This is a genomic window from Sulfurovum zhangzhouensis (assembly GCF_030347965.1).
GTDB classification, from domain to species: Bacteria; Campylobacterota; Campylobacteria; order Campylobacterales; family Sulfurovaceae; genus Sulfurovum; species Sulfurovum zhangzhouensis.
In genome coordinates this window covers 810,245-827,738 of record NZ_JAQIBD010000001.1, presented here as the reverse complement: position 1 = coordinate 827,738, position 17,494 = coordinate 810,245, and the positions used below count along the sequence as shown (strand labels likewise).

The window sequence follows — 17,494 nt, the reverse complement described above, 5'->3', positions numbered from 1 at the left end:
TTATGTAAACAATGTTAACATAAAGTATATTAAATACAAGGCTAGAATTATTTTGGATATTAGAAATGGCTATAACTACGTTAGAGTTATTGTTTTGCTAAGTGTTAATAGGGAGTAATGCTGTATAATAAATTCATGATTAAAAATAAATATCACCACGGAAATTTAAAAGAAGAGCTAATAGATATAGCTTTCAAATATATAAAAGAGAATGATGTTGAAAGTCTTACACTAAAGATTTTAGGTGACTCAACTGGTACATCAAGATCAGCAATATACAGACATTTCAAATCTAAAAATGATCTCATTGAAACAATTATTACAAAAGGTTTTGAATATTTTGATGATTGTGTTTCTCCAGCATTACATGACAATGAGGTACCGTTAATAGATAGATTTTATTTAAGCGGTAAACGTATTATCAAATTTGCAAACGAAAATCCAAATCTTTACAGGTTGCTTTTCGGTAAGAATTATGCACATATAAGAGAAGAAATCATTGATCTAAAAGATGAAAACTGTAGCGGTCTTGGTGCATTAAAAACTACTTTAGAAGAGGGACAAGCATTAGGTATGATACAGGAGGGGGATAGTTATCAGATGGCAATAGTGATCTGGGCATCTCTGCATGGACTTGCCTCACTGATTATCGATGGTTTTATGGATGTAGAGAAATTAGCTGATGAACTGTATGATAATATGTTTAAATATCTATTGAATGGAATCGTAAGTAACAAAATAAAATTTATTTCATCATTGCCATTTTCTGACAGGATCTTGCCACAAAAACTTAAAAAGTAAATGGAATAAATAAGATTTCCCATTAATAGGCTTATTTCTTTATAGTATGATAACTGTTGAGTCTAATGGTTTTTTTATTTTGATAATCTTTTATAAAGTAAATAGATATGGCAGACTTTATAAAATATACTCCCATTTCTCAAACATTTCACTAATCTTCTTTACACTGTCATGAACAGAAACATTCACTATTTTATAGCCATCAGGCAGATAGACTTTTATTTTCATGATAACTCCCTTTGAACTACTTATATATTTTTCTAGTGCTCCTATAATATAGACTAAACAAGATCGCACTAAATTCTTTATATGCATGAAACATTCTATTCTCTGTTTGTAGTATTATTTGCTTTATAATAGTTTGAATAAGAAAGTATGGTATAGAGATACAATTAAAGTATTAAGAGCATAATATGACAAAGTTAGCAGCATAACTTTTTAGAAGTATAGTTTGGTCAGAAAAGTATTTAAATGATTTGGAATATTGGAGCTTATTTAGATTTTTTTGAAGTAGGTTAAATTGTAATATGGTGGAGATGAGGGGGATCGAACCCCTGTCCTAAAATAGATAGAACCATGACTCTACATGCTTAGGCGGTGTTGTTTAATCTCATCTTGCTTCGTACGACACCCAAAACTATGCAAGACCAGCCTAAAAGTTCATCCAAAGGTTAGGCAGCCTTCGGGTATAGTCATCAGATATGATACCTCAAACTCTAGCTAAGATGACACTCACTAGCGAGGCAGTCCTCCGCGTTAGCGGGGTTAAATACTTACGCTACTGCGTAAGCTGGACGATAATCTGTATTGTTTGCGTTTATTCGCGTTGGGCCGCGTAACGGAATTGCCCAGTCCGACATGCACATAGCCCCGACTACTCCAGTCGAAACCAAGTCATCCCCATATGGGCGGATAATATCACTTTTAGGTTACTTTGTCAAGGGGATAAAAAAGTAGATCAGAATAAAGTTATAAACTATAAAGTCGATGTGTATATGGGCATAAAAATCAAAAAGACCCATTATATTGTTTATGTGTGGATGCATCAAGAACAGATATTGCATATAAAGCAAACAAACTCTTTTGCTATTGTTAAAGGGAATGCAATATTTACACGTCTGTGTCATTTTTGTCGTATTACGTTATATTTTAAGTTATATAACGTTAGACTTCGCATAACGAAATTGTGTAAGCACATAATATTCGTTATATATAATGGGATATAAGGGGGAAGAAATAATATGAAACCTATCATAGCAGCATCAATGGTAACATTAGCACTGTATGCAAATCAACCAGATACAAAACATACACTGATGCCTAATATGCAGGTAGTTTATCAGCAGATACCTACAAAAGTAGACAATCTGGGTGATATGTTTAATAATGGTGAGTTTTATGGAAGGTTGCGTTTTAACTATTTTTGGAGTGACAAAGGTGAAAACCACTACGTAATGGGAGCAGGGGGGAGCCTAATATATAAGAGTGCCTACATGAACGGTTTTGGATTTACAGCCGGACTTTATACGACGCAGAATCCTTGGCATATGGATGATGAGTATGCTTCGATCTATAAGGCCGGGAAGGATGTATTAAGCCGATATGATGTGTTGACACAAGGCAAATATGGAATGACTTCATTGGCACAAGCTTACCTGGAGTATAAACATTCAAATTTTGATGTACAGGCCGGAAGATTAATCTATGAAAGTTTCTTAACAAGAAGTAATGATACAAAGATGATACCCAACACTTTTGAAGGGGTTGCACTCTATAGTACTGCACTGCCAAATATCAAATTACAAGCAGCGTATCTTACGAATCAAAAGCTAAGAGACCATACGAAGTTCCATCATCTTTTGGCTTACGGTGATGATCCGAGTGATGCTTATGCAAAGTATACTGAAAATGATGATTCAGCCATGCATCAGGGACTAACACTCTCTAAGCTCAAAGAAGCCGGTATTGATGACAGGCTTATAACATTGGAAGCAAAGAACAGCAGTATTGACAACCTATTACTGACTTTTAACTATACGGGAGTTTCTGATCTAATATCTTCAGCGATGTTACAGGCAGACTATACTTTTAAGGTGGATGGTTTGAAGATCACACCTGCATTGCGTTACATGAGACAGTTTGATAACGGAGCGGGAGAGATAGGGGGTGCTAACCTCAAGACAAAGACTTTTGGATATGACGATCCAGATAGCCTGGAGGGAGCACTTTTGGGAGCTAAAGTTGATCTGGCACAAAATGCATGGAAACTTCGTCTTGGTTACACAAAGATCGCTGATGAAGGAGATCTGGTCGCTCCTTGGAGAGGATTTCCAACAGGTGGTTTTACCAGGGCAATGGCACAGTATAACTGGTATGCTAACACAAAAACATATATGGTAAGGGTAGATTATGACTTTGATAAAGCGGGGCTTGTATCAGGATTAAAAGCATTTATGCGTTATGCAGTACAGGATTTTGATGATTATAAGCCGGGAGTACAATCAGACAGTAATGTATTAACCCTGGATTTACTTAAAGAGTTTGATAGTTTTCCCGGACTTTATATGAAAACCCGTCTGGCATATGTAGACGGTAAGAATGATACGGTTGCAGGTGATGGATCCTTGAAATCAGATTCATCCTACAATGAATTTAGAGTTGAGATCAATTATCTGTTTTAATACAATAAAAAGGGAAAAAAATGAAAGTTAGTGCAAGAAATAATATTAAGGCAACAGTTGTATCTATGGCAACAGGTTTGGTAAATGAGAGAATTACACTTTTGACATCACGAGGAGCTGAGCTTAGCTCAGTGATCACTACCGAGAGTGCAAAAGAGTTGTCGTTAAAAGAGGGAGATACAGCAATGGCTTTATTTAAAGCTTCACATGTAATGCTAGCCAGTACACAAGTTAACGGCATAAGTGCGCGTAATCAATTAAAGGGGATGATTGAAAATGTGGTGAAAGGTATTGTCAATACAGAAGTAACTCTTGTAACAGGAGGAGGAGAGCATATTGTATCTATCATCACAAATGAGGCAGCAAAGGAACTTGGAATTATTCCTGGTCAAAACATAGTAGCGATTATCAAGTCAAATGATATTATGATCGCGAAATAGTACCTAAAAGGAATCACAAATGAAAAAAATACTCTTATCACTTTGTTTAACGTTAATGAGCCTGAATGCAGGAGAGATCAAGATTGCATTAGCTGCCAATGTCAGTTATGCTATGGACGACCTTAAGAAGGCATTTAATGCACTCTACCCGGAAACAAAGGTAAAAGTAACACTTGGAAGCAGCGGCAAGCTCACGGCACAGATTAAAAACGGCGCACCTTATCAGCTTTTCATGGCGGCAAATATGAAATATCCTGAGGCTCTTTACGAGGAAGGGTTGGCTGTAAGCAGACCGATTGTGTATGCACAGGGATCATTGGCTTATTTAAGCAGTAAACAGCAGGACTTTACAAAAGGTATAGCACTTATAAAAGATGATACAATTAAAAAAATTGCCGTAGCAAATCCCAAAACAGCTCCATATGGAAAAGCAGCTGTGGAAGCAATGAAAAGGGGCGGTGTGTTAGAGGAAGTAGAGAATAAATTCGTTTATGCAGAATCCATCTCTCAAACAGTTTCTTATGCTGTGACCGCAGCAGATATCGGGTTCATCGCAAAATCATCACTTTACAGTCCTAAAATGGCACATTTTAAAGAGGGAGTGAACTGGGCAGATGTTGATCCTGAACTCTATACACCTATCAATCAGGGAATGGTAGTGTTAAGCAATGGGGAAAAGAACAGCGAAGTAGCAGCATTTTATACATTTATGTTGAGTGCTAAGGCAAAAGAAATTTTACAAAAATATGGATATTTGGTACCATGAGCAATCTAGTAGCTACAGTACAATCGATTCGATGTCACGATGGAGTCAGCATCGTGACCTTTTCTTTAGGTGAGCAAATCCTTACAATGGTCAGTTTGGAGTTGGATGATGCACTGAGAGTAGGTTCAAAATGTTTACTCAGTGTGAATGCATCCAGTGTAGCCATAGGAAAAAACTTGAGTGGTATGCTGAGTTACTCCAATCAGCTCTCAGCTAAAGTTGTAGCGATAGAAAATGGTAAATTATTGACACGTATTATTTTGAATATCTCAGGAAACCGTGTAGAGTCAATGATTACTGTAGCCTCCTCTGAAAGACTTGGACTGAAAGTAGGAGATGATGTCACAGCACTGATCAAATCTACTGTATTATCAGTTTCAGAGGTAATTGCATGAGTGAATTATTTGTTGGTATTGAGCTAGAGCCTTTCTTACTTTCTTTTAAACTTGCCGGACTGACTACTTTGATCTTGTTTGTAATCGCTTTACCTTTAGCATGGTATCTATCACAAACAAGATCCAAGACCAAACCCTTTCTTGAAGCGATTACGGCATTGCCAATTGTATTGCCACCATCAGTATTGGGGTTTTATATTCTTTGGGCACTTTCTTACAACTCTCCTATAGGTGCATTCTTTGAAGAGATGTTCGGGATCAAATTGGTCTTTAATTTTACCGGGCTTGTGATCGCCAGTTGTTTTTACAGCCTTCCATTTATGGTACAGCCATTGCAGAGCGGATTTGAAGGTCTGAATAAAAATATGCTTGATGCTTCTTATATCTGCGGACAGGGGAAATGGATGACGGTACTTAAAGTTGCACTGCCCAATATCAAACCGGCATTGATGACAGCGATCATCGTGACCTTTGCACATACAGTAGGTGAGTTTGGTGTTGTTTTGATGGTAGGAGGGAGTATTCCGGGAGAAACCAAGGTAGCATCTGTGGCGATCTATGAGATGGTGGAGATCATGGATTATCAAACAGCACATATTTATAGTGCAATTATGGTCATTATAAGCTTTTTGGTTCTTTTGAGTGTTTATATTTTCAACCGTAAACAAAATAAAAAGTTTGGTGGCTTCTAATGATAGATATAGATATTAACAAAACTCTTCATGGCAGTATGGGAGAGATGGATCTTCGTGTCAACCTTGAGATCAAAGAGGGAGAATTTATCGCACTCGCAGGAGAGAGCGGAAGCGGTAAAACCACTCTGCTTAGAATAATCGCAGGATTGGAAAAGGCTCAGGGATCTTTGAGGGTAGGAGATGAAGTATGGATGGATACAAAACATACTTTGCCTCCACAAAAAAGAAAGATAGGATTTGTTTTTCAGGATTATGCACTATTCCCGAATATGACTGTGCTTCAAAATCTTCTTTTTGTGAAAAAAGATCATGCCCTTGCTGAGGATTTACTGGAGATGACAGGACTTTATGAACTTAAAGACCGTCTTCCTGCTACGCTCAGTGGAGGACAAAAGCAACGTGTCAGTCTTTGTCGTGCTATGATGAACCGTCCTAAGATTCTGCTCATGGATGAGCCGCTTTCTGCACTGGATCCTGCAATGCGTACAAAGTTGCAGCATGAGATTCTTACCCTGCATAAAAATTTTGGTACGACTACGATCATGGTCAGTCATGATCCAAGTGAAATCTATCGTCTGGCAAATAGGGTGATTGTACTTGACCATGGTAAGGTCATTCAGGATGATACGCCCAAAAAAGTTTTGCTTAAAACAAGTGGAAGTCAAAAATTTTCATTTGAAGGTGAACTGCTGGATATTGTACAGGTCGATATCATTATGGTGGCCATAGTCTCCATTGGTCAACAATTGGTTGAAGTGGTTATAAGCCCGGATGAGGCTGCTTCTCTACATATTGGAGATAGAGTTACACTAAGTACAAAGGCATTTGCCCCAATTTTAAGCAATAGATAGACAGAATATCTATAAAAAACGTTATATAATAAAATATATAAGGACCTTGCACCGCGCATCGTCCGAATATACATTTATCAGATATATCGTTATATACTTAATTGTATAACGTTATCGCTACAAGGAGGAAAAATGAAATTGGCAAAAACATTTGCAGGAGTTCTGCTCTTATCACAGAATATGCTTTGTGCAGATATGAGTTTTGACGGCGAATTACGTCTTCGGTTTGAATATTTTGACAATATGAATGAAAAATATTATGGTGCTAATCCTAAGGTTGGCTTGAGCGAAGATGCTTATCTTTTGATAAGAGTGCGACTTGGTATGAGTTATAAGATCGATGATTATTGGAGTGCTAGAGTTTCAATGCAGGATTCCAGGGCAATTGGTTGGGGATTTGACAATGAAGACTGGTATAACAAAGAGTTCATGCAAGTAAATAATACGCAAGTAGACCATTTTGAACTCTATGAGACTTATCTTCAATATACAACATCGAATATTGTCATTAAGACGGGACGCCAAAAAATTGCTTATGGGGACAACAGGGTTTTTGGTCCTGGGGAATGGAAAAACTCCGGCAAATGGGTTTGGGATGCTGCAAGGATGTCGATAAGGGATGGAGAGAATTATCTGGATCTTTTTTATGGGGGAACTATGCTCCATGATCCGGATGAATTCAGCCTGAGTCATCGACATGGCTATTATGGCGGAGGAATATACGGACATTATGCTCTCAGAAAAGCAGGTGCGATCGAACCTATCTTTGCCTATAAAGAGAATGAGAAAGAGAACCAAAATTATCTCTCGCTTAAAAGTTATTATCTCGGAGCAAGAGTCTATGACGACAACTTTTATGGATATTTTTACAATATGACCTATATAAAATCTTTCGGAGACTTCACGAAATTGGACGAAAGTCGTGTGGATATTGATGGTTCAGGATTCCATCTGGATGCAGGATATCACTTTAAACCGATTCATACTAAATTGGGGTTTGGCTATACCTATGCAAGCGGTGACGATCCAAATACCAGTGACCGTGAAACTTTCGATGCAGTCTTTGGTGCAAGTGATAAGTACTATGGAAGACTCAATCTCATGAGCTGGTCCAATTTAAAAGATTATGAAGTATTCGCTGTAGTAAAGCCTTCACAAAAAACGCAAATTAAATTGGAGTATCATGCTTTCTATGCTGATGAACCAAGCAATAAATGGAAAAGCTACACCATACCAACTATGAGTTCAGACAAATATGGTGATGAGATTGATATTGTGGCGGTACACGATTACAACAAAAATATCAATGTTCAGCTGGGGCTAGGGTATTTTAAAAGCGGTAATTATATAAAAGAGGCAGCTAAAACGGATCCATATATTACAAAAGATAATGCCTTTGGACTGTTTACGCAAGTAGCCTATAAATTTTAGAGGGAGAGGATGATGATAAAAAAACTTTTGTTAATGAGCGCGTTGATTTTCTTTGTACACGCTGATGAGCTGAAGATTGCTTCTGCAGCAGGATATAAAAAACCTATGATGGAAGTTATTACAGCTTTTGAAAAGCGGGGGCATAAAATCGAAGCGCTTTTTGGAAATATGCAACAGGTGATCACCCAGGCGAAGAATGGACAGATCGCGATTGTGATTGGAGATAAAGCATTTTTGGAAAAAAGCAAACTTCCTATCCGTAATTATCAACCTATTGGAAAAGGAAAGGTTGTATTGGCATTTTCAAAACAGAATGTCATGAATAGTATTGAAGATTTGACAAAAGAAGATATCAGGAAAGTGGCAATACCGCAACCTAAAAAAGCGATATACGGTACTGCAGGAGAAGTGTTCCTTCGACATACAAATCTTTATGATCAGATCGAGCATAAACTTTATGTTGTTGCCAAAGTGCCACAAGTGGTTGCTTATTTGGTGAGTGGTGAAGTGGATGCCGGGATTATCAATCTTACGGCTGCACTTGCAAACAAAGAGGGGTTAGGCGGATATATCATAGTAGATGAGCAGAGCTATTCACCTATTGAGATCACTGCTGCAAGTTTAGATAGATGTCAGGGAGATAGTTGTAAGGAGTTCTTAAAATTTATGGCTACAACGACAGCACAAGAGATTTTTAGAAAATACGGACTGTAAATGATACAGCTTGAACAGATCACTGCCCCGCTGATTTTAAGTTTTAAAACAGTGGGATATACTAGTGTATTGTTACTGTTCATAGGTATACCTTTGGCATTTCTACTTTCCCAAAAAAAACTACGGTTTCGATGGATCATAGACACTTTGGTCACACTTCCGCTTGTCTTCCCACCGATTGCCGTAGGCTTTTTTTTATTATTGATACTGGGAGAGCACGGATGGCTTGGAGAGTTTTTTGCAAAGTTTGGCATCACATTTATATTTGATTTTTATGGGTTGGTAGTGGCGGGGTTTATTGCGGGGTTACCTTTGATGGTCAAGCCTTTAGAGGCGGCCATTAGGCTTTTCCCCGAAGAGATCAAAGAGGCAGCTTATATCTCTGGGAAAAGTACTTTGCAGACATTTTTTTGGGTAGTTTTACCAAACATTAAGGCTTCTCTTTTTGCAGCACTCCTTCTTGCATCGGCGAGATCGTTAGGGGAAGTGGGGATCACACTGATGCTTGGAGGAAATATTATCGGGAAGACCGATACAGTCTCTTTGGCTATTTATAATGCAGTTTTTGATGGAGAGTATGATCTGGCTTTGATACTCAGTGGTATTTTAGTCGTGATCTCATTACTTTTTTTCATCATTTTACATTTTTTACAAAATAAAAAAATTATAGGATAAAGGATAGATACCATGTTGAGAATCGATGATCATACACTAATGGAATACTTTAAAGAAGATGTTCCTTATTTTGATCTGACAACTTCACTGCAAGAGCAGTCCAGTAAAAGTGTAAGGCTGGAGATTTTTACAAGAGAGGATGTGATAGTCTCTTGTTCAGAAGAGGCAAAAAGAGTTGCCGAACTTTTAGGGTGTGATATTGAGTACTGGATCCCTTCAAAGCAGAAAGCACGTAAAGGTGAAACACTTCTCATAATGAGCGGTACGTATGAAACTGTACATCAGGTATGGAGGAGTGTTCAGAACATTCTTGAGTATAGCTGTAAGATCGCTACCTATACACATGAAATGAAAGAGGCAATCATAAGTGAAAATCCTCATTGTGAATTACTCACGACACGAAAGAACTTTCCTTTTGCGAAAAGCTTCTGTATTCGATCTGTCATCAATGGAGGAGCAATGCCTCATCGTCTTGGATTGGGGGAAACAGTGATTTTCTTCCCTCACCATAGAATTGTCTATCCATCAACTGAAGCATTTTATGAAGAGATTGCAATGTTGAAGAAAAAGGCACCGGAAAAAAAGATTGTCATAGAGTCAGATACATTTGAAGAAGCAATGGTATTGATGCAAAAAGGTGCTGATGTGATACAGATGGACAAAGTAGATGTCATGACGCTCCAAAAGCTTACGGAGTATCGAGATCAACACTTTGCCGAGGTGAAGATTTTGGCTTCAGGGGGAGTCAATAGAGAGAATGCACAACTTTTTGCTAAGACAAGAGTGGATGGTATAGTAACTAGTGCCGTCTATTTCTGCGGTATGGCCAATATGGGAAGTAAAATGACATTACTTTGATCATTTTTATGCACTTTGGAGATGAAAACTGCAAGTAGCATCTAGGATGATTGTTACCTGGAGTCTATGATCTTTACACCGTCGATCTTTAGAAACTTAGGGTAAAGTTATGTCTATGGTATAGAGATTGCTTTACATGGAGAGACAGTATGAGTTTGACGCAAAAAGTACTTTGGTCAATGGGACTGGGGATTATTGCAGGGTTGGTCATCAATCTTGGAGGGTTCAATGCAGAAGGAGGTTTTGTCAATGAGTATATTGTTGGCGGGCTTTTGTATGTGATCGGTAAGATGTTTATCACTGCTCTCAAAATGCTTGTAGTGCCTCTGGTCTTTTTTTCTCTTATCTCAGGTGTATTTGGTATCGGAGATATCAAAAAACTGGGTAAAGTAGGTATCAAATCTTTTGGGCTTTATATGCTTACGACCGCGATTGCAATTGCTGTAGCTATTGGTATCGCTTCGTTGGTGATCCCTATGTTCTCTTCTCCTGCAGTACAAACAGAAGTCTTTATAGCTAAAGAAGCTCCGCCTCTTAGTGATGTACTTATCAATATCATTCCGAGTAATATCATTGAAGCATTTGCAACGGGAAATATGCTGCAGATCATCTTTTTTTCTATCCTGCTTGGTATATCGCTTTTGATGGTAGGCAAGAAGGCTGAAAGTATAGCTGAGGGTGTTGAGGTACTGAATGAAGCGATGATGAAGATGGTAACGATCATCATGACGACTGCACCGGTGGCAGTTTTTGCACTTTTGGCCAAGGCAGTCAGCGAGCTTGGACTTGATCTGCTGGCTCAACTGGCAGTCTACGTCATAGTGGTTGTTGTGACACTGCTTTTGCATCTCTTTGGAACATTAATGCTGATTCTCAATCTTTTAACAAGATTGAACCCTTTTATCTTTCTTCAAAAGATACGTGATGCACAGGTATTTGCTTTTTCTACCTCTAGTTCCAATGCGACGATCCCTGTAACGTTAAGAAGTGTGACTAAACGTTTGGGTGTTGACAATTCAGTTGCCTCTTTTACAGTCCCTTTTGGTGCCACGATCAATATGGACGGTACAGCGATCATGCAAGGGGTGGCGACAGTCTTTATCGCACATATTTACGGTGTGGAACTGGGGATACTGGGATATTTGACTGTGATACTGATGTCAGTACTTGCCTCTATAGGTACAGCCGGTATACCGGGAGTCGGTCTTATTATGCTTTCGATGGTCTTTGTACAAGTGGGCTTGCCGGTTGAAGGTATTGGATTGATCTTGGGTGTTGACAGATTGCTTGACATGATGCGTACAGTTGTGAATGTCACAGGAGATGCAGTAGTGAGTACAATTGTAGCCAAGAGTGAAAACGAACTGGATATAGATCTCTATGAAAACAGAGAGGCAGGATTGGTTGAAGCACCTGAGATCGATGAAGAGATCGAAGAGGAGTTTGCTGAGGTAGTCCATAGAGTTGAAGAGAAGTTGTAAGGAGAAAGGGTGAAACAAAAAGAGCGTGGTAAATTTGATCAGAATTTCGATCCACTGATCGATAAGTTTAAAGATCAGATATACAGTGGTATTAAGGGAGAGTGGCGGTTAAAATTACTTCAGGAAGATCTACAGGAACTTTACCAAAAAGATCCAATGGATATCTGGGATGCAGGATGCGGTCTGGGGCAGTTAGCGCTTTGGTTTGCCAAAGAAGGGCATTCTCTTACCTGTTGTGATATCTCCTATAAGATGCTTGAAGAAGCTAAAAAAGTTTTTAAAGAAGCAGGGGTGGAAGCATCTTTTGAAAAGTTACCGGCCCAGCAGATGGCTGCACAGATAGCACAACAGGACCTGGTCCTTTTTCATGCAGTTATAGAGTGGTTGGCCAATCCCTTAGAGACGCTTAATAGCGTATCCGGGAAGGTGAAACCGGGAGGTCACCTTTCACTTCTCTTTTTTAACTATCATAGTTTTGTCTACCGTAATGCTCTTAGAGGAGGGTGGTGTGTTCCATTTGTAGCTGATGAGTCTGTCTGGTATGGAAGAGGGAAAAAGCTTACACCTCCTTATCCTCAAAAACCGGAAGTATTGATAGAGTGGTTGAGAAAGCATGGTTATGAGATCAAAGTGCAAACCGGTATCAGGGTATTTCATGACTATATGAACAAGACAGCACTAGAAGATACGGATATCGATGAATTGATGCAGCTGGAATACCGTTTCTGCCGTGAGCCGGTCTATCGGGATATGGGTCGGTATATCCATATCCTTGCAAGGAAAATTACAGACTCTCGATAAGTCTGGCAGCACTTCCTGCTTTTGCATTGGTTGGCTGATAGAGGTAGTTGTGTACTTTTTGGGGAATATAGGCAGGTATCTTAAGTGCTTCGAATTCTTCTTTAGCAGCCTGTTTTGCTTTGAAAAGTGCCATTTGAACACGTGAGTGAAAGTTGGCAGCTCCCTCTCCTGAAGTTTCTATAGCTAAAAAGTTTGCTTCTGGAAAGCGGGCAGTTACAAGTGACTGTATACCATCTGATACTGAGGATGACGGCATACAGCCGAATGGTTTTACTGAGATAACAAGATGTGCAAGATTCTCTTTGACGCTCTCTACGAGGTGTGCGACCTCCAGGTGACCTTCTCCTGCTTCACACTCTAAAGTGTAGTATGATTTACTGTAGTTTGCCAGCTTATCGATATCAGGGATATGGTAATCATGAAGTCCTATTGCTTTGGCATAGAGAGTAAAGTAGAGTTTCACAGCTGCTTTACCTGCCTTGAGCATTACTCTGCTTTTGACATTGGAAAAGTCCATAGTACCGGTTGATTCAGTCTGAAGTGTTTCACTTTGGTAAAGTTTTTGTTCGGCTTCCCAAAGGCTTAGCATCAGGCGGTTGATGATCGGTTGCGGGATACACTCTGCCCCTTCTGCTTCTAGAAATCTGTGTAAGTTGTAGTTCCCATCCCCCTCGGTCATCGCTGCCCAGAACTCACCCATGACCATTACTTTGGCTTTTGGCTGGAGTCTGTTGAGTTTGATTCCTTCTAAAATAGTGCGGCACTTCCACATGGTTTTTAGTAGGGATTTTTTTTGAAAAAATGCATCAGATACTAATGTTCGGCATTCCTCTATCGCACGGTCGACACTGCCTGCTTGGAGTTCATACGGGCGCATTTTGTATCCAAGTATATTGATGATATCACCGATAATCACTGCCTTGATCAGAGTGATAAAGAATGTTGGCGTATATTCAATAAGTGCATCATCAATGTCCTCGCCTTGATAGATCCCCTTATTGTGTTCAAAAGTTGTGATACGCAATCCTTCAAAACCTGCATCACGCAGTGCTTTTTTATACTCGGTGATATACATTCCAAAACGGCATGGTCCACAGCCGCCGGCAGTAACATAGACATATTTTTTAACGATCTCTTCTGCGCTTATCCCTTGCTCATCACGCAGTTTTTGCAGGTATTTGACAAGATTTCCCACCGTAAAGTAGGTAGGGTTACATTGGCCCCTGTTGCCGAAAGCCTTACCTGTTTGGAATGAGGCAAAATTGGGATTGGGAAGAGATATATAATGGATTCCAAGTGAATTGAGGGCAGACTCAATCAGCTTGTCTTGAAGCAGTGTAAGGCCACCTGAGAGGAATATCGTCTCTTTTTTTGGAGCATACTCTATTTTCTGTGAGGGGTTTTCTCTCCATTGGGAAATCTCTTTATGGAGAAATTCGAGGTTGTCTCCACTCTCTTGTGATCGGATTGTGTTACATGTGACACTCATAATACATACTCCTCCTCTTTTAGTGGGTTTGTTTTTCTTTGGACCAATTGTTTTTGATATTGTTCCAGGGTATAGGCAAAGGTCTTAACCCGTATCTTGATCGAACCTCCAGGTTTATTCGCATCAATATCATGCAAGGTAAGGTGTGGTGTCTGACTGGCACCAAGTATCTTATCGATGATCGAATAAGTTGGAGCATCATGTCCGCACTTGAAGCTGCTTAGGTCAACGACTGCAACGTTGGGATGGCGCGCGGCGAACTTGGCAGCCCAAACTTTTTGTGAAGAGTTGGTAGAGAAGTTCTCCAGCCATACATCCCGGATATCATAAGGAGATTGGATAATGCCTGCATCGATATCAGCTTGGAAATATGCTTTTAAATACGCTTCATCTTTGGGAATAGAGCGCATTGAGAGTGTTTTGAAACCTAAAGATTGGAACTCATCGAGCACTTCATGGTTCAAGCCCGGATCTGAATGGTATGGTCGACCTAAAAGCAGTAGAACAATCTCATCGTTTTTCACGGCATTTTCCAGGATCTCTTTTCCTTCCTGCATGATCGCTGCATCGTTGGCTTGCAGTGCATTCCATGCCTGATCGGCTGCCCAGTTACTCTCATCTTCGGTGATATGCAGTTTTCCTTTCCATGTTGCAAAAAGCTGTTTTTTGAGTAGGCTTTTATTATCAAAATCAAGTGCATCCTCTACATAAGTAATCTTTTGTTGGCTAAAGAGGTCTTTTTCTTTGGTGAAGGCAGAGTAGACTACTTTTGGGGTCCCTGAGATGATAGGACAGGAAGTCTGCCCCATTGTATGCTCTAAGAATCCAGGCAAATGGGTAACTGCTGGAAACCAGAGGTAGTCAAATCCTTTTTTACGATATTTTTTATCAAAAAGCAGGGAATATACATGTGATTGGGCTACTTTAGCAGGGTAACAAGAGTCCACCGAACCATACTTCGCACCCTCTAAGAACATATCTTCATTTGAAAAGCCTGAAAATACAATGTTTAGCGGATTGATCTCAAGTGCTTCCAGATAAGTACGCAAGAATGGTGCAAGCGAATAGACATTGAGTACTTTTGGGATACACACTTTTAGACTTTGTCTGTAGTTTTTATTTTCTTCACTGCTTACATCAAAGGTTCTGGTAACCTTTTTGCGCAATGTCGGCCCCCATCCTCCAAGTGTGAGTTTCACCTGCTGTTCAGTAATGAGGGTATGAGAGTCAGGTTTTTGTGCAAGCTCATAGCTGGGAATGAAGAGTGTATGGCACTCTTTTTTAATAAGGTTAGGGACGGATGATTGAAGTGCTTTTCTCTCTTCTTTAAGTAATTTAAGCGCATCATGGGATTCTACGGTACCCTCTTCACAGGAAAACCCTGCAATATAACGCACCGGCGTAGAAGAAGGAGTTTTGGTATCAATAAAGGTACGTGAACATTGAATAGAGCAGAAGTGACATCGTGTGGATTCATCAGTTCGAGAAGTGTAGGTCATTTGGAGTGCTTCTTCCATACCCACAAAGCTAGCCTCTCCCCGCTCTTGAACCCTATCTCTGGCTTCTATGGCTGCACCGTATGCACCTGCTTCTCCGGGGTAGGGGTGGACATTGACAGTCGCATCCGGGACTCTTGCTTTGATGTAATCAACCTGGGCCTTCAATGCAGCAAGATTGTATTGGGTACCGCCCTGCAGTACGAAATGTTTCCCAAAAGCTGCAAGATTTGGAGCTTGAACCACATATTGCCAGACATTTTTTGGAAGTACTTTGGCGATTCCTGCAAAGAGTTCTTCTTTACTATAACCCTCTTTCTGGAAGTTGACACGGTCCGTATCGAGAAATACTGCACATCCATAGTTAAAAAGCGGTGCTCTTTGTGCAGAAAAAGCAGTATCAGCGTAGCCTTCAACGGGAATACCAAACTGTTTTGACATACTTTGCAAGAGGGTACCGTTACCTGCACTGCACTGGTTGGAAAGTCTGAAGTTCTTCATCATTCCATTTTCCATAAACAGTACCTTGATATCCTGCCCGCCGATATCACAGATGACATCAACGCTCTGACCAAAGACCTTTTGGGCACTTTTCATATGAGCAATGGTTTCGATGATGTTGGCATCAGCCTTCAGTGCACCTTCAAGTACATCAGCAGCATATCCCGTTACACCAAGACCTCTTACATCATAATAGCCGTTAGGATCCTTTTGTTTGATCTGCTGGAGAAGCTCAAGGGTATCTTGTATCGGGTTCCCTTTGGAGAGTTGATAGACTTTACAAAGTAAGTTACCCGCTTCATCTACCAAAACCGCTTTAGAGCTGGTTGAACCTCCGTCAATACCTAGATAACAGGTTGTCACTTTTTGTAAAGCAGGGGCAATAAACGGCTTGATAGTGTAGTCTTCTTTGAAGGCTTCTAACTCTTCCTTTGTGGTACTCAAGGGTGAATCATCATTTTCATTACCTAGAGTAGTGTTACCATTGACAAGTCTCTGCAGTTTGGCAACTCCGTCAAAACTTTGATCATGATTGTCCTCTCCTTCTCCAAAGATCACTGCACCCAGGGCTGCATAGTATTGTGCATTTTGCGGTACTAAGATCAACTCTTCTATTTTCTCTTTATCATATGCAATTTCTCTTTCATCCCACAATTCACTGATACGAAGACGCCAACACTCTTGTAAGAAGGGCAGATAAGTATTGGGACCGCCAAGGAGCAGTACTTTTGGCATAAGTGTGTTTCCCCTGGTCAGTACAGTAAGGTTTTGCATGACGATCGCATCGGCAAGGGAGTTCATGATCTCATCGCTAGGGACAGAGGTTTTGACAAGATTGACAATATCAGTCTCGGCAAATACCCCACACTTAGCAGCCACATGATGGAGTTTGTCGGTTTGAAATGTAAGTGTCTGTACCTCTTCACTCTCCATTCCCACTTTCATAGTACATTTCTCGATCGTGGCACCTGTACCTGAAGCACACTTGTCATTCATTGAAGTAAGTACAGACTTCTTGCCATCGTCACTCTGTTTGAAGTGAATGATCTTGGCATCCTGACCGCCTAATTCGATCACTGCGCGTACATCGGGATGGTGATGTTCTACTGCAAGAACTACGGCATTGACCTCTTGAACAAAACGGGCATTGAGTGTAGGAGCGATACGTGAAGCACCTGAGCCTGTGATATAGACTTTTTCTATATGTTGATAGATATAGGGTTGGGTCTGGGCGAGTTCTTCTAAAAGCTTTAAAAGCGTAGGAGCTTGTTTGGTCTCATGAGGTGTATACGCCTTGGCAAGGATATCAAAGTTTTTGTTACAAACGACATACTTTACGGTAGTCGAACCGATATCGATCCCAAGGGAATAATTTTTGGTTTCCATTAATTTTGTCATAATATAATAATATATTATATT

General features: G+C 39.9%; 15 protein-coding genes and 1 other RNA gene. 13 read left to right on the top strand and 3 right to left on the bottom strand.

The features are described from left to right. The first annotated feature begins 117 nt into the window (after positions 1-117). On the top strand, positions 118-801 hold the full coding sequence (locus PGH07_RS04290; RefSeq protein ID WP_289412800.1) for a TetR/AcrR family transcriptional regulator: 684 nt from the start codon (positions 118-120) through the stop codon (positions 799-801). A 528-nt stretch (positions 802-1,329) separates the two neighbouring features. Here PGH07_RS04290 and ssrA read toward each other — a convergent pair. After that, positions 1,330-1,703, bottom strand: a transfer-messenger RNA (tmRNA) gene (gene ssrA / locus PGH07_RS04285). Between the two features lie 339 nt (positions 1,704-2,042). Between ssrA and PGH07_RS04280 the strand changes: the two genes are divergently transcribed. From PGH07_RS04280 to PGH07_RS04225, 12 genes are all read left to right on the top strand, one after another. After that, the gene (locus PGH07_RS04280; RefSeq protein ID WP_289412797.1) at positions 2,043-3,482 is read left to right on the top strand and encodes an OprD family outer membrane porin; all 1,440 of its coding nucleotides are present in this window, start codon (positions 2,043-2,045) and stop codon (positions 3,480-3,482) included. A gap of 20 nt (positions 3,483-3,502) precedes the next feature. Further along, entirely contained in the window at positions 3,503-3,922 is a 420-nt protein-coding gene (locus tag PGH07_RS04275; protein WP_289412795.1) for a TOBE domain-containing protein, read from the top strand. Between the two features lie 19 nt (positions 3,923-3,941). Then, a complete protein-coding gene (gene modA, locus PGH07_RS04270; protein WP_289412794.1) occupies positions 3,942-4,688 on the top strand; it encodes a molybdate ABC transporter substrate-binding protein in 747 nt (248 codons plus the stop codon). Continuing rightward, positions 4,685-5,083 (top strand): TOBE domain-containing protein, encoded by a 399-nt coding sequence (locus PGH07_RS04265; protein ID WP_289412791.1) that lies wholly within the window; start codon positions 4,685-4,687, stop codon positions 5,081-5,083. The genes modA (PGH07_RS04270) and PGH07_RS04265 overlap by 4 nt, the downstream gene beginning before the upstream one ends. Further along, a complete protein-coding gene (modB, locus tag PGH07_RS04260; protein WP_289412790.1) occupies positions 5,080-5,775 on the top strand; it encodes a molybdate ABC transporter permease subunit in 696 nt (231 codons plus the stop codon). Before PGH07_RS04265 ends, modB (PGH07_RS04260) begins: the two co-directional genes overlap by 4 nt. Then, entirely contained in the window at positions 5,775-6,629 is an 855-nt protein-coding gene (locus tag PGH07_RS04255; RefSeq protein WP_289412787.1) for an ABC transporter ATP-binding protein, read from the top strand. The genes modB (PGH07_RS04260) and PGH07_RS04255 overlap by 1 nt, the downstream gene beginning before the upstream one ends. A gap of 132 nt (positions 6,630-6,761) precedes the next feature. Continuing rightward, entirely contained in the window at positions 6,762-8,060 is a 1,299-nt protein-coding gene (locus PGH07_RS04250) for an alginate export family protein (protein ID WP_289412786.1), read from the top strand. A gap of 12 nt (positions 8,061-8,072) precedes the next feature. Next, the gene (gene modA, locus PGH07_RS04245; RefSeq protein ID WP_289412785.1) at positions 8,073-8,774 is read left to right on the top strand and encodes a molybdate ABC transporter substrate-binding protein; all 702 of its coding nucleotides are present in this window, start codon (positions 8,073-8,075) and stop codon (positions 8,772-8,774) included. Further along, entirely contained in the window at positions 8,775-9,449 is a 675-nt protein-coding gene (gene modB, locus PGH07_RS04240) for a molybdate ABC transporter permease subunit (protein WP_289412784.1), read from the top strand. A gap of 12 nt (positions 9,450-9,461) precedes the next feature. Continuing rightward, on the top strand, positions 9,462-10,307 hold the full coding sequence (modD, locus tag PGH07_RS04235) for a ModD protein (RefSeq protein WP_289412783.1): 846 nt from the start codon (positions 9,462-9,464) through the stop codon (positions 10,305-10,307). 149 nt (positions 10,308-10,456) lie between these two features. Beyond that, positions 10,457-11,788, top strand: a complete 1,332-nt coding sequence (locus PGH07_RS04230; RefSeq protein WP_289412782.1) for a dicarboxylate/amino acid:cation symporter — start codon at positions 10,457-10,459, stop codon at positions 11,786-11,788. Positions 11,789-11,797: 9 nt separating this feature from the next. After that, positions 11,798-12,589, top strand: coding sequence for a methyltransferase domain-containing protein (locus PGH07_RS04225; RefSeq protein WP_289412781.1), 792 nt, complete (start codon positions 11,798-11,800; stop codon positions 12,587-12,589). Here PGH07_RS04225 and PGH07_RS04220 read toward each other — a convergent pair. Both PGH07_RS04220 and PGH07_RS04215 read right to left on the bottom strand, forming a co-directional pair. Then, positions 12,573-14,078 carry a hypothetical protein gene (locus tag PGH07_RS04220; RefSeq protein ID WP_289412780.1) on the bottom strand — a complete coding sequence of 502 codons (1,506 nt, stop codon included), beginning with the start codon at positions 14,076-14,078 and terminating at the stop codon, positions 12,573-12,575. The genes PGH07_RS04225 and PGH07_RS04220 overlap by 17 nt on opposite strands. Further along, a complete protein-coding gene (locus PGH07_RS04215; RefSeq protein WP_289412779.1) occupies positions 14,075-17,461 on the bottom strand; it encodes a BadF/BadG/BcrA/BcrD ATPase family protein in 3,387 nt (1,128 codons plus the stop codon). Before PGH07_RS04215 ends, PGH07_RS04220 begins: the two co-directional genes overlap by 4 nt. Positions 17,462-17,494: the final 33 nt, after the last annotated feature.